Annotated in this window: 9 protein-coding genes; 4 read left to right on the forward strand and 5 right to left on the reverse strand. The window is 71.3% G+C overall.

Going from position 1 to position 13,892, the window contains the following annotated elements; genetic code table 11:
* Positions 1–102: 102 nt before the first annotated feature.
* The 5 genes from ACZ4NT_RS12585 to ACZ4NT_RS12605 form a co-directional block, all read right to left on the reverse strand.
* Entirely contained in the window at positions 103–2,157 is a 2,055-nt protein-coding gene (locus ACZ4NT_RS12585) for an RICIN domain-containing protein (protein ID WP_467725106.1), read from the reverse strand.
* 98 nt (positions 2,158–2,255) lie between these two features.
* Positions 2,256–4,313, reverse strand: coding sequence for a beta-galactosidase (locus tag ACZ4NT_RS12590; protein ID WP_467725108.1), 2,058 nt, complete (start codon positions 4,311–4,313; stop codon positions 2,256–2,258).
* A 49-nt stretch (positions 4,314–4,362) separates the two neighbouring features.
* Positions 4,363–5,697, reverse strand: a complete 1,335-nt coding sequence (locus ACZ4NT_RS12595; RefSeq protein WP_467725110.1) for an ABC transporter substrate-binding protein — start codon at positions 5,695–5,697, stop codon at positions 4,363–4,365.
* A gap of 83 nt (positions 5,698–5,780) precedes the next feature.
* Positions 5,781–6,737, reverse strand: a complete 957-nt coding sequence (locus ACZ4NT_RS12600) for a carbohydrate ABC transporter permease (RefSeq protein ID WP_121408427.1) — start codon at positions 6,735–6,737, stop codon at positions 5,781–5,783.
* Between the two features lie 5 nt (positions 6,738–6,742).
* Positions 6,743–7,669, reverse strand: a complete 927-nt coding sequence (locus ACZ4NT_RS12605) for a carbohydrate ABC transporter permease (protein ID WP_121408426.1) — start codon at positions 7,667–7,669, stop codon at positions 6,743–6,745.
* 193 nt (positions 7,670–7,862) lie between these two features.
* Between ACZ4NT_RS12605 and ACZ4NT_RS12610 the strand changes: the two genes are divergently transcribed.
* From ACZ4NT_RS12610 to ACZ4NT_RS12625, 4 genes are all read left to right on the forward strand, one after another.
* Entirely contained in the window at positions 7,863–8,936 is a 1,074-nt protein-coding gene (locus tag ACZ4NT_RS12610; RefSeq protein ID WP_467725113.1) for a LacI family DNA-binding transcriptional regulator, read from the forward strand.
* A gap of 242 nt (positions 8,937–9,178) precedes the next feature.
* The gene (locus ACZ4NT_RS12615) at positions 9,179–9,952 is read left to right on the forward strand and encodes a thioesterase II family protein (protein WP_467725115.1); all 774 of its coding nucleotides are present in this window, start codon (positions 9,179–9,181) and stop codon (positions 9,950–9,952) included.
* Positions 9,953–11,155: 1,203 nt separating this feature from the next.
* Positions 11,156–12,364, forward strand: a complete 1,209-nt coding sequence (locus ACZ4NT_RS12620) for a cytochrome P450 (RefSeq protein WP_467725117.1) — start codon at positions 11,156–11,158, stop codon at positions 12,362–12,364.
* Positions 12,365–12,461: 97 nt separating this feature from the next.
* A complete protein-coding gene (locus ACZ4NT_RS12625; RefSeq protein ID WP_467725119.1) occupies positions 12,462–13,811 on the forward strand; it encodes a serine hydrolase domain-containing protein in 1,350 nt (449 codons plus the stop codon).
* Positions 13,812–13,892 lie beyond the last annotated feature (81 nt).

Consider the following 13,892-nt stretch of genomic DNA (forward strand, 5'->3'; position numbering starts at 1 on the left):
TTCGCCGCGCGGCGTCGGCCGCCGGTGCCGGGGCCACACACGCCTTCGTGACCCCGGCCGGGTGGGCGACAGGCGGGGGTGGTGGCCCCGGATCGGCCGGGTCTACGAATCCGGGTCTTCGGTCACGTCGGAGATCCTCCACCGCTGATTGGAGCCGGAGTTCGGGGTCCAGACCGTGACCGGGGAGCCTTCCGACGTGGCCTGTCCGCCGACCTCCAGGAGCCGGCCGGTGGCGGCGTTGACCAGGGTCCAGGTGCCGTCGCCGGTGGTCGACAGGATCCACTGCGCCGCCCTGTCGCTCCGGCGGCCGTCCGCCTCCAGGACGGCGGCGCCGTCGCGCACCGCCAGCCGCCTGCCCTCGGCGGGGTTGGTGAGCACGTAGCGCTGGAGGTTGCCGGTCTCGCTGCCGGTCCTGCGCAGCCGCCACTGCTGCGGGGTGCCGGCCGCGCCCCCGGTCGCGGACCTGATGACGAGCCCGGCACCGTCGTCCGCGACGGTGAGGGCCTTGCCGCTCTGGACGCCGGTCAGCCGGTAGGTGTGGCCGTGCTGTGCGGGAGCCGCGTCCTCGGCGACGCCGGAGACGCCCTTGACGAGGAAGGACGTCACGGACTGCGCGGGCACGGTCAGGGTGGCCCGTCCGCCCGCGACCCGGACGGGGGAGCCCCGGTCGAGCTTGCCCGCGGCGCTGGTCACCACGGGCGTCACGGTCGCGTTCCGTGCGATGCGGCCGAACTTGGACAGATCGAGCGTCACCGCCCGGGTATCGGTGGTCCGGTTGACATGGACGACCGTCGCGGCCGCGCCCTTGCCGGCGACGGCGGCGGCGCTCGACGTGTCGTCGGTCCCGATCAGCCGGTCACCGGGCTTGATGTAGTGCGTGAAGTTGCGTGCGGTGTCGAACTTCGTGTTGGTACGCACCGGGCAGGTGGCCGGGGTGTCCGCGGCGGTGCAGCCGAACGGGAGCTGGATACTGCCCCAGTTGCCGCCCTTGGCCGACTCGCCGCCGGGCTTCATGTTGTCGTAGTCCTCGACCGGCTGCCAGAACACCCAGGCCCTCGGCTCCAGTTCGCGCAGATCGTCGACCATCTGCTGGGCGAGGCCGAGGCCCGGCCGCATGTCGGTGAAGCTCTGGCCGTCTCCCCAGTCGCCCTCGACCTCGCTCATCCACAGCGGCTTGTCCGCCGCCTTGGCCAGGTCGCGGACGCTGGTGCGACCGCCGGTTCCGTAGGTGTGGACGTTCAGCTGCCCGACCAGGTCGCGCACGTCCTGCGGGTAGGTGTTCCAGTTCTGTGCGAAGAGCGTCGGGTTGGTCTCGTCCATGGCGGAGATCTCCGCGCCGGTCCCCGCCTTCTTCAGGGCGGGGGCCAGGGCGCTGATCACCTTCTGCTGGAGCCCGGGACCGATGTGGGCGCCCTCCTGACGGCCGCCGACCGGCTGCCCGTCGGCTCCCAGGCGGGTGCTCCAGTAGCCCGTGTCGGGCTCGTTGAACGGGTCGAGCGTGTCGACCTTGATGCCGTGCGCCTTCTCCAGGCGCTTCGTGGCGCCCGCGAGGTAGGCCGCGAAGTCGTCGACGGAGTCGGCCCTGAGCTGGTCCGCGTTCGCGTCGAAACCGCCGGAGACATAACCACTCCCGGTCATGAACCAGGGCGGTGAGTTGCTGAACGTCTCCCAGTGGTCGACGTCCTTCTTGATCCGGTCCACCCACCAGCGCTGGGTGGCGTCGGCGTCCGGGTTCCAGTCGGCCGGGTCCTCCGCGTCCCACCAGCCGGTGTCCTCGCGCGTGGTGCCCGCCGGTGCCTTCCACCAGCCCTCGACCGCCCCGCCCGCGCGGAGGTAGTCCTTGACGTCGGGCGCGTTGCCGCCGCCTATGTTGTAGCGGGCGATGTTGAGCGCGAGGCCGTCGTCGCCGAAGAGCAGGTCGGCGAGCTTCTCCCGGATCTCCGGCGGATAGTCGCCCGTGGCGTTGGCGAACCAGACCAGGCTGGTGCCCCAGCCCTCGAAGCTCTGTGCCCGGTACGAGGGGTCGGGCGAGACGGTGACGGCGGTCGCCGCCGCCTCCGCGTGCGTCGGTGGTGCGGTGACCAGGGTGGCCCCGAGGGTCAGAGCGGTGACCCCGAGGGGTCCCGGAAGCCGTCGTGTGCGGGTACGGCGTGCCAACGTGTGCTCCCAACTCGTCTGTAGTCGCTGCGATGGACCGTCGTGCCCGGTGGTCGCGGCACGACGGCTGCCCCGGAGCAGGCGTGGAGCGGGCCGGCTCAGGGGTGTCGAGGGGCGGGCTGTCGCAGTACGGCGACGTCCCTGGGCGGCAGCACGAGCACGCCGTCGGTGTGTGTCGGGCCGATCAGGACCTCCCCGGCGATCCCGGCCAGCGGGACCGGCTCGTCGGTCCGGTTGACCAGGAACAGATAGCGGCTCGTGGCGTCGCGGCGCACGGTCAGCTCGACGTTCCCCCGTACGGCGTCCGGGAGCTCACTCTCGACGCCGGCCGGGGCGAGCAGGTGCGGCAGCAGCCCGGTCAGGCCTTCCGGGCCCAGCCGGGTGGAGACGTACGCGGCCGAACCGCGGCCCACCGCACGGCGCGTGACGGCGGGCAGGCCCGCGTACGCACCGCCGCGGTAGTGGCCGAGCACCTCCACGTCGGCGTCGGTCACGGTGATCCGGTCGGTCCACAGGGACCCGGTCGGGGCGTCGTCCAGGTCGAGGTCGACCGTGTCGCCGTCCAGCAGCGGGCCGAACTCCTCGACGCGGATGCCGAGCAGGTCGCGCAGGGCTCCCGGGTAGCCGCCGAGCCAGACGTGGTCGTTCTCGTCCACGACACCGGAGAAGTACGTGGTGACCAGGTGACCTCCCTGCTCGACGTACCGGGTGAGGTCCTTGGCCAGTCCGGCGGGGACCATGTGCAGCACGGGTGCGATCAGCAGGTCGTGGCGGCCGAGGTCGGCCCGCGCGGTGACGACGTCGGCCCGGACGCCGAGCGCGAGCAGGGCGGAGTACCAGTCGAGGGCCTCCTGCCGGTAGTCGAGCAGGGAGGTCGGGTGCGAGTCCTGCTCGCTCGCCCACCACGACTCCCAGTCGAAGACGATCCCGACCCGGGCCGGTTCGCGCTCGGTACCGGCGACCGGCGCCAGCGTCCCCAGGGTGCGGCCGAGTTCGGTGACCGCGCGGAAGAGCTCGCTGTCGGGACCGGCGTGCGGCACCATCGCCGAGTGGTACTTCTCGGCCCCGGCGGCCGACTGCCGCCACTGGAAGAAGCAGACGGCGTCGGCACCGTGCGCGACGTGCACCAGCGAGTCGCGGGCGAGTTCACCGGGCCGCTTCGCGACGTTGACCGGCTGCCAGTTCACGGCGCTGGTGGAGTGCTCCATCAGGAACCACGGGCGGCCGCCGGTGAGGCCGCTCACCAGGTTGGCGGAGAAGGACAGCTCGTCCCGGTCCTGGGGGCCGGGCAGGACGTAGTGGTCGTTGGAGACGAAGTCGATCTCCCCGGCCCAGTCGGCGTAGTCCATGCCCTTGGTGCCGCCCATCACCATGAAGTTCGTGGTGACCGGCACGTCGGGAGTCAGCTCCCGCAGCACGTCCCGCTCCGCGCGCAGATGGTCCTTCAGGGCGTCGGAGGAGAACCGCTTGAAGTCCAGCTGCTGGGTCGGGTTCGGATGGGAGGCGGCCAGCCGGGGCGGCAGGATCTGGTCCCAGTCGCTGTACCGCTGGGACCAGAAGGCCGTGCCCCAGGCGTGGTTGAGCGCGTCGAGCGTGGTGTAGCGGACGCGCAGCCAGTCGCGGAAGGCGCGGGCCGCGTCGTCGGAGTAGTCGTAGACGTTGTGGCAGCCCAGCTCGTTGGAGACGTGCCAGGCCACCAGCGCCGGATGGTCGGCGTACCGTCCGGCCATCTTCCGTACCAGGCGCAGGGCGTGGTCGCGGAAGACCGGCGAGGTGGGCCGCCAGTGCTGCCGTGCCCCCGGCCACACCGTCTCACCCGAGGCCGTCACGGGGAGGATCTCCGGGTGCGCGGTGGTGAGCCAGGGGGGCGGGGAGGCGGTGGCGGTGGCCAGGTCGACGCCGATGCCGCCCCTGTGCAGCAGGTCCATGATCTCGTCGAGCCAGGAGAAGTCCCACTCGTCCCGGGCCGGCTGGATGCGGGCCCAGGAGAAGATCCCCACCGACACGATGTTGACGCCGGCCTCGCGCATCAGCCGTATGTCGTCCTCCCACACCTCGCGCGGCCACTGCTCGGGGTTGTAGTCGGCGCCGTACGCGAGGCGTGGGGTGAAGTCACCGTCCGGCCCGTGGAGTCGGGACAGGAGGGTGGAGATCATGGTGGTCCTTCCGGTGGTGCACAGGGGCGGCGTGGGAGGCTTGCGTCGGCTACTCGACGGTGAAGCCCTGCTCCTTGCCGTACTTGACGGAGGCGTCCTGCCAGGACTTCAGGCCGTCGGCGAGCTTGGTGTTGCCGACGTAGGCCTTGCCGACGGTGTCGTTGAAGATCGAGTTGGCGTACTGCTGGAACGGCAGGTACGACCAGTCGTCGGCGACGTTGGCGGCGGAGTCCGCGAAGATCTCGTTGGCCTTCTGGCCGCCGAAGTACTCGAACTCGGTGTCGCGGAAGGACTCGGACTCCAGCTCGGCCCTGGTGGCCGGGAAGGCGCCTTCCTTGACCCGGCTCTGCACACCGGCCCCGGAGTTCGCGTACTCGACGAAGGCGTAGGCCAGTTCCTTGTTCTTGCCCAGCGCGGGCAGGGCCAGGGAGCTGCCGCCGTTCTCCGCGCTCGCCTTGTCGCCCTTGGTCCAGGCGGGCATGGGCGCGGCACGCCAGTCGCCGGAGGCGTTCGGAACGCCGGTGACGAAGTTGGCGGGCATCCAGGCACCGCTGGCGAGCGTGGCGATGGTGCCGTCGCCCAGCCCCTTGTACCAGTCGTCGGTCCAGCCGTTGATCGGGGCGAGGAGCTTCTCGTCGATCAGCTTCTGCCAGGTGTCGGTGTACCTCTTGGCGCCGGCGTCGGAGAAGTCGACCGTCACCTTGGTGCCGTCGACCCGGTAGGGACGCGAACCGGCCTGCCACAGCATGCTGGTGGTGAAGCCCGCGTCGCCGGCGTCGTTGGCGATGTAGACCTTCGGGTCGGCCTTGTGCAGCTTGCGGGCCGCGTCGACGTACTCGTCCCAGGTGGCCGGCACCGCGATCTTGTACTTGTCGAAGATCTTCTTGTTGTAGTAGAGCGCCATGGGGCCGGAGTCCATCGGCAGGCCGTAGACCTTGTCACCGTCGTTCACGGCGTTCCACGGGCCGGGGGTGTACGTGTCGGCGAGCTTGCCGGCGCCGAACGGGGCCAGGTCCGTCAGGCCCTTGGTGAGGGCGTACTGGCCCAGCGCGAAGTACTCGACCTGCGCGACGTCGGGGACGCCCTTCTCGGCCGAGATCGCGTTCGACAGGGCGGTGTAGTGCTTGTCGCCCGACCGCTCGCCGACCAGGTTGATCTTGACCTTGGGGTACTTCTTCTCGAAGTCGGAGACGACCGTCTTCAGCGTGGGCTCCCAGGCCCAGACCGTCACCGTGCCGCCCTTTTCGAGAGCGGCCCGGACGTCGCCGGCGGAGACCGGCTTCTGGTCGGAGCTGTCGTCGGAGCCGCCGCAGGCGGTCGCGCCCAGGGCGAGGACGGAAAGGGCGGCGAGGCCGCGCATCAGGCGGCTGGTCGTTCTGCGCATGGAGGTGCTTCCACTTCTTCGTGGGCGGGACGGGCGGTGGGTGCGGGACATGGGGCCGAGCGGCGTGGTGGCGGGGGAGCGGGTCATTCCTTGACGCTTCCGGCGGCGAGGCCGGACTGCCAGTACTTCTGCAGCAGGAGGAACGCGGCGATCAGCGGGACGATGGTGAGGAGCGAACCGGTGATCACCAGGTTGAAGATGACGTCGCCGCCGATCGTCTCGGCCTGGGAGTTCCAGGCGCTCAGGCCGAGGGTCAGGGGATACCAGTCGGGATCCTTGAGCATGATCAGCGGCAGGAAGTAGTTGTTCCAGGTGGCGACCGTGGTGAAGAGCAGGACGGTCACGATGCCGGGGGCGAGCAGCGGCAGGGCGACCCGGAAGAAGGTGCGCGCCTCGCCCGCTCCGTCGATGCGGGCCGCCTCCAGCAGTTCCACGGGGATGGCCTCGGTGGCGAAGACCCACATCAGATACAGGCCGAAGGGCGAGACCAGCGAGGGGATGATCACCGCCCACGGGGTGTCGGTCAGGCCCATCTTGCTGAACATCAGGAAGGTCGGCACCGCGAGGGCGGTACCCGGCACGGCGACGGCGCCGATGACCACGGCGAAGACGCCGCGCTTGCCGGGGAAGTCGAACTTCGCCAGTGCGTAACCGCCCAGGATCGCCAGCAGGGTGGCACCGCCGGCCCCGAGCACGACGTACAGGAGGGTGTTGAGGAGCCAGCGCCCGAAGATGCCGTCGTTGTACGTGAACGTCTCGCTGATGTTGTCCCAGAGGGCGAAGTCGTCGGCGAACGACAGCCCGGACGAGTCGGCGAGCCCTTCCTGCGTCTTGGTGGCGCTGATCAGCAGCCACACCAGGGGGACCACGGTGTAGACGAGGATCAGGCCGGTCAGCACGGTCAGCAGGATGCTGCGCCTGGGGCGCCCGGGGACGTGGTCGGCGCGCTTGCGCAGCCGGGGCACGTTCCGGGTGGTGCCGGACGGCGGGGCGGACGCGGGCGGGGAGGCGGTGGTGGCCGTGCTGCTCGTGCTGCTCATCGGGGTCACGCTCCCTTGCGCATGCCGCGCAGCTGTACGACATAGGCGATGACCATGGTGATCAGGCCCATGATGATGGCGACCGCCGCGGAGTAGTTGTGCTGCTGGCCGTTGAAGGACAGCGAGTAGGTGAAGAAGTTCGGGGTGTAGTCCGTCGTGATCGCGTTGCGCGCCAGCGGCCGCAGGATGTTCGGCTCGTTGAAGAGCTGGAAGCTGCCGATGATCGAGAAGATCGTCGCGATGACGAGGGCGCCGCGGATCGCGGGGAGCTTGATGGCGGTGACGACGCGGATCTGTCCGGCGCCGTCGATCTCCGCGGCCTCGTAGAGCGAGCTGGGGATGACCCGCAGCGCGGAGTAGAAGATCAGCATGTTGTAGCCGACGAACTCCCAGGTGACGATGTTTCCGATGGAGGCGAGCACCAGGTCGCTCGACAGCGGGTCGGGCAGGGTGACCCCGAAGGCGTCGTTGATGTCACCCACCAGCCCGTACTTGGTGCCGTACATGAACCCCCACATGAGGGTGGCGACCACGGCGGGCACCGCGTACGGCAGGAAGATCGATATGCGGAAGAAGTCCGTGCCGTAGAGCCGTCCGCTGTCCAGGGCCAGCGCCACCAGCAGGGCGATGCCCAGCATGATCGGCACCTGGACCAGGAGGAAGAGTGACACCCGGGCCAGGGAGGACCAGAACTGGTCGTCCTGAAGGGCCTGTTGGTAATTGTCCAGGCCCACGAAGGTGGTGCCGCCGATGAGTTGGTCCCGGAAGAGGCTGAGGTAGACCGAGTAGACGATCGGCGCCAGGAAGACGAAGGCGAAGACCACGGCGAAGGGGCCGATGAATCCCCACCCGGCCCAGGAGCGCCGGTCCTGTTTCGCCGGGGGCCGCTCCGGGGGCCGGCGCACGGCCGCGGGGGATTGCAGCGTCGTCATGTCGTTCCTCGCTCGTCCATCTCGGAACCGGCTTCGTGTGCCGCCGCGATGTTTGCGTAAACATCCCGCACCGAAGGGTGCCCGGGGCTGTTATGTTTACGTAAACATCTGATGGCGGCATGTCTACACTGCCCCCATGTCGGTGGTCAAGGGTCGTTCCGGGGAACGGCGGCCCGGGTAGCGAGGGAGACGAGTGGACACCGCGGACAGCGCCTCGACACCTGCGGAACGGGCCCGTGAGCGCGGGGACGGACAGGCCTCGCGTCGTACACAGAGCGCGTCCATGGCGGACGTCGCCCGGCTGGCCGGCGTCTCCTCGCAGACCGTCTCCCGGGTGTCCAACGGCTACGCCGGAGTCAACGAGGAGACACGGCGGCAGGTGCTCTCCGCGATGAAGGAGCTGGGCTACCGGCCCAACAGTGCCGCCCGGGCCCTCAAGCGCGGCGAGTTCCGCACCATCGGGGTCATCACCTTCAACCTGTCGACCACCGGCAACATGCGCACCCTGGAGGCCATCGCGACCTCCGCCGCGCTGGAGGGCTACGCCGTCACCCTGCTGCCCGTCGCCGTGCCCACCCAGGACGAGGTGCGCGGTGCCTTCTCCCGGCTCGGTGAACTCGCCGTCGACGCGGTCATCGCCATCATGGAGGTGCACCTGCTCGACGCGGCGACCATCTCCCTTCCCCCGCGGGTGCAGGTCGTCGTCGCCGACTCGGACGCCGGTGACCGCTACTCCGTGGTCGACACGGACCAGGCCGGGGGAGCGCGGGCGGCCGTCCGGCATCTGCTGGACCTCGGGCACCGCACGGTCTGGCATCTCGCCGGTCCCGAGGAGTCCTTCGCTGCCCAGCGCCGGGCCGACGCCTGGCGGGCCGAACTCGTCGACGCGGGGTGCCCGGTGCCGCCCGTCGTACGGGGCGACTGGTCGGCGGAGTCCGGGTACCGCGCCGGGCTCCGGCTCGCCGACGAGCAGGCGTGCACGGCGGTGTTCGCGGCCAACGACCAGATGGCGCTGGGGCTGTTGCGTGCCCTGCACGAGCGCGGCCGGAAGATCCCCGACGACGTCAGTGTCATCGGCTTCGACGACATTCCCGAGGCGAGTTCCTTCCTGCCTCCCCTCACCACCGTCCACCAGGACTTCGCCGAGGTGGGACGCCTCTGCGTCGAGGGCGTCCTGCGGCGGATGCGGCAGGAGGGGGCGGATCACGGCACCACCCTCGTACCGACGAAACTCGTGGTGCGCGAGAGCACGGCGCCGTCGCCCTGACCGGCACCCCCGGGTGGCCGGCCTTGACGTCGGTGGTCGGCGCAGAGTGTCGGCGCCGCGGCGGTCCGCCCGCCGCCTCGCGTGGTGCGGGCCCATGCGTCGCGCCTGCCGTTTTCCGGTCGCCCGGGCGCGCGACGGCGTCCGCCTCGTAGGCTCACACATGACGGCCGATCAAGGGACTTGCCCGGTAAGGCCGTTGACGTATCGGGTGGCGGCCGGACAAGGGGTGGGTGGCGTTGACGGTGAGCAGGGATCCCTGGATCCGGGAGCTGCGCAGGAGCGAACGGCCCGCGGCGCACGTGGTGTTCTTCCCGCACGCCGGGGGCGCCGCCACCTACTTCGTGCCGTTCGCGCCGCACCTGCCGGAGACGTTCGACATCTCGGCCGTTCAGTATCCGGGGCGTCAGGAGCGGCTCGGCGAGCCGTTCGTGCCGACCGTCGAAGCCCTGGCCGACCAGGTCGTCCCATCCCTGCGGCGGTACGCCGAGGCGCCCGTGCCGTTGGTGCTCTTCGGCCACAGCATGGGGGCGACCGTGGCCTTCGAGACCGCCGTCCGGCTGGCCGCCGGGCAGCCGGCGGCTCCGTGCCACCTGGTGGTCTCCGGGCGTCCCGCCCCCTCGGTGGACCGGCGGGACGAGGTGCCCGGTGGCTCGGACCAGGACATCCTGGACCACCTGGCCTCCCTCGGCGGTACGGACGCGGGCATCGCGGGCAGTCCCGACCTCATGGACCTGCTGCTGCCGGTCATCCGCAACGACTACCGGGCCGTCGGCCTGTACCGGCCGGTCGACACCACGGTGGCCGTGCCCGTCCTCTGCCTCACCGGCGAGCAGGACCGGCTCGTGAGGCCCGAGGACGCCGCCGCCTGGAAGCGTCACACGTCGGCGGACTTCCGGCAGAAGTCCTTCAGCGGCGGCCACTTCTTCCTGTCGGACCACCGGGCGGCCGTGGCCGGGCTCGTAGCGGACTGCGCCCGGTCCGCGCGCCGGTTCCCCGAACCGCGGGCGCGAGGCTGACCGACGGCGGGCGCGGCGCATGCCGCCCCCGGGGCCTGCCGGCCGTCTGCCGCCGGGGTGCGGCCCTCTTCCCGAACTCGCGCTGCGACGAGGGCGGTCGGGGACGCCCGGCACGGTGAATCGGGTGCCGCAGGGCCTCTTCCCGGCCGAGTCGTACGGAGGGGCACCGGCTCCCGGCGGATGCACGTGCCCGCGCACACGGTGTGACCGTGCGCCCCCGTGCGCCCGGCGGTGGGCCGCGGTGTCCGGGCCCGGTGACGGAGGGCTCCGGGCGGCCATGAGGGAGGGAAGCGCCGCGTCCGTCGGCGGTGGAAGGACGGCCACCGGAGGCCGACGACCGCCGCGCCGGGTCAACCCGCGGCGGCCACACAGGGGTTGCGTCGCTGGTGGGAGCGCCCCTCGGCGTACGCCCCGCGGGAAAGTCGGGGCCTCCCGGGCCGTCGGACGTTTGAGGGCGGGACGACAGGGCACCCGCCGGAAGCGGCGATCCGGCCGGACCGTCGTGCTGGTGGACGGGGCCCCGCGGAAGCTACTCAGGGGTCACATCCGGCGGTCCGTGGTCAGCACTCTCCGTTCAACTTCTGGGGGTTGCTATCACATGACTCGCCATGAAGACTGTGGGCCGAGTTCGACCGGGACAAGGGTGTTCCCGAGTACGCACCGCGTCCGGCGCGGACGGCATTCGTCGGTGTGCGTACCCGCGCATCCCGCCCCGGGCGACCGGCGTCTGCGGGCCTGCCACATGACCGTGTGAGCTGGGACAAGCCCCGTGCAGTGGCTGCGCGGGAAGATGCACTGGGGGAGCTGTGTATGTCGGCATGGTCCGCAAGGCGGGTGCCACCGTCCGTTCACGCACCGGCACGGAGCCGAAGTGCGACGCGGAGGACGTGTTGACCCTGCTCGAACGACCTCATCGACCTGAGGGATGACCACCGTACGGACCGGCGGCGCAGCCGCCGGATTCGGGGGGCCGCGGCCGCGCCGTCACTAGCGACGGACAGTTCAACCAGCCACAAATCGGGGGGAGTTCGGCCCATCGGCCGATGTATGGAGCGCATGTCGCAGCGCTCGCTTTCCCCCTGGCACGTCCGCCCGGGCGGCGTGCCGGTCCGCGTTCGGCGCACCGGACGCGCCGCCGGCCACCCCGTTCCATCGGTCACCCCGCTGCGCCTGCACGCCCCCCCCACATCCAAGGGAGACAAGGTGACAAGCAAGCAACTGACGGAGCCCTCCTTAGTCTGGGACGCCCTGACCGACCGGTGGCGGTCCTTACGGGAGGCCGGCCCCGTCCGGTACGACGAGGCCCAGGGCCTGTGGCAGGTCGTCGGCCACCGGGAAGTCGCCGCCGTACTGGCCGACCCGGCCACGTACTCCTCGGACATGTCCCCGATCGCCCCCACGCAGCCCGACTTCGACACCTTCCGGCAGGGCAACTTCGTCGGCATGGACCCGCCGGAGCACCGCAAGCTCCGCGCCCTGGTGAGCCAGGCGTTCACCCCGCGGGTCGTCCAGGGACTGGAAGCGCGCATCGAGGGCGTCTGCGCACGATTACTGGACGCGGTCGACGACCGCGACCGGTTCGACCTCGTCGACACGCTGGCCTACCCCCTCCCCATCATCGTGATCGCGGAACTGCTCGGCGTACCGCCCGAGGACCACACCCTGTTCCAGGACTGGGCGAGCACCCTCTTCAGCGGCGACCAGCTCGGCGAGACGCCCGACATGGCCGACCTGGAGCGGGCGTTGGAGGCCATCGCCCCCACCGTGCGGGAGATGAACGGCTACATCCTGGAGCACATCCGCAACCGGCGGGCCCGGCCCGGTGAGGACCTCACCAGCAAGCTCATCGCTGCGGAGGTCGACGGCGTCCGCATGGAGGACCAGGAGATCGTCGGGTTCGTGGCCCTGCTGCTGGTCGCGGGGCACATCACGACCACGGCGCTGCTGGGCAACGCCGTCGGAACCTTCGACCGGCACCCCGGCTCGCTCACCGCGCTGCGCGCGGACCCCGGCAGGCTGCCCGACGCCATCGAGGAGGTGCTGCGCTGGCTCCCGCCCTTCCCCGAGCTGGGACGCCGCGTCACCAGGCCCGTGGTGCTGGACGGTCACGACATCCCCGCCGACTCCCTGGTGATGGTGCACCTCGGCGCGGCCAATCGCGACCCCGCCCGCTTCACCTCACCCGACGTCCTCGACCTGGGCCGAAGTCCCAATCCCCATCTGACGTTCGGGCACGGCATCCACTTCTGCTTCGGCGCACCGCTGGCCCGGCTCGAAGCGCGTGTCGCGCTGCGGATGCTGCTTGAACGTTTCCGCACGCTGGACGTGCCGTCCTACGACGACGTCACGTTCCAGAACCCGGCCGTCATCGTCGGCGTACGCCACCTGCCGGTCGACGTCGGCCGCACGTAGCCGCACGCGACGTCCCCCGGCCCGGCTTCCGCACCCGCTCACCCTGCGGACCGGTCCGTCATCCCCGTGAGCCGCAGTCATCAGGAGTCCCCTTCCCATGCCGTATCCCACCGCCGCTCTGGTCGCCGACCGCCGACCGTCCCCCGTCCGCCAGGCACTGCAGGACCGTCTGGAACAGCTCACCGACCTCCACCGGGTGCCCGGCGCCCAGCTGGTCGTGGACTTCGGGACGCACGTCCTGAGCCTGCACACCGGCACGGCCGACGCATCCACGGGCGCGCCGTTCACCGCCGACACCGCCGTCCCGCTGGGCTCGGTCACCAAGGTCTACACCGCCGCCGCCGTGATGCTCCTGGCAGACGACGGCGACCTCTCCCCGGACGACCCGGTCGCGGACTTCCTCCCGGAGTTACGCGCGTTACCGGAGGTGACCGTACGTCACCTCCTCAGCCACACCGCCGGACTGCCGACCGGGCCCGACTCGGACACCGCCGCCGGCATCACCACGCCGCGCTACCTCTCCTCCGTCTGCACCGCCGCGGACGCGCTCTTCGCCCCCGGGACCGGGTTCTCGTACTCCAACGCCGGTTATGTCGCCGCCGGACGGCTGATCGCGGAGGTGACCGGGATGAGCTGGCAGGAAGCCGTCCGGGCCCTGCTCATGGAGCCCCTGGAAACCGACCCCTGCTTCCTCGGCGACACCCGCCCCACCCGCCCGGCCGCCGCCGGGCACACCTTCAACACGGCTTCGGGGCGCGTCCGCACGACGCACCAGAACCTGGCCCCGCTCGAAGCCCCCGCCGGCGCCGTGCAGGCGAGTGCCCTGGACCTGGCGGCCCTGGGCAGAGCCCTCGTCGGCCGGTCCGCCGTGCTGCCACCGGCCGCCGCCGCACAGCTGCGCCGCCGCGAACCCGCGGCCGCCCCGGGAGTCCTGGCGCACGGCTGGGGCCTCGGCCCGGCCCTGTTCCGGCAGGACGGACGCTGGTGGTGCGGGCACGACGGCAACGCCCAGGGCACCTCGTGCCATCTGCGGGCCGAGCCCGACAGCGGTCTCGTCGTCGCCTTCACGGGCAACGCCAAGGGTGCCACCGCGGTCTGGCAGGACCTGGCCGGGGATCTGGCCCGGATCACCGGGATGCGCGTACCGACGATGCCCGTCCGCGCGCGCCGCGACCGGCCCGTCCCGCTGCCCGAGAGCGCGGGCACCTACCGCAACGGCGGAACCGAGTACCGGATCGAGGTAGACGGGGACGGCATGCCGGCGCTCTCCGTGGACGGCGACTGCGCTCTTCCCCTCGCCTGCTACCCGGATCTGAGCTGCGACCTCGTCGATCCGGCGACCGGCCGCCGAGAGCCCGGCGGGCGCTTCCACCGCAACCCCGCTACCGGCGCCATCGAACGCGTGCAGATCTCCGGACGCACCGCCCGGCGCACCGGCACCTCCTGAGGTCCGGACCGCAGCCGCCGTCCCCGTCCCCGCGTGTGCGGGCAGCCACCCCACCGCCGCGTCGGGTCCTCGGGCCGTCTC

It is taken from the genome of Streptomyces sp. NPDC026417 (genome assembly GCF_055567695.1).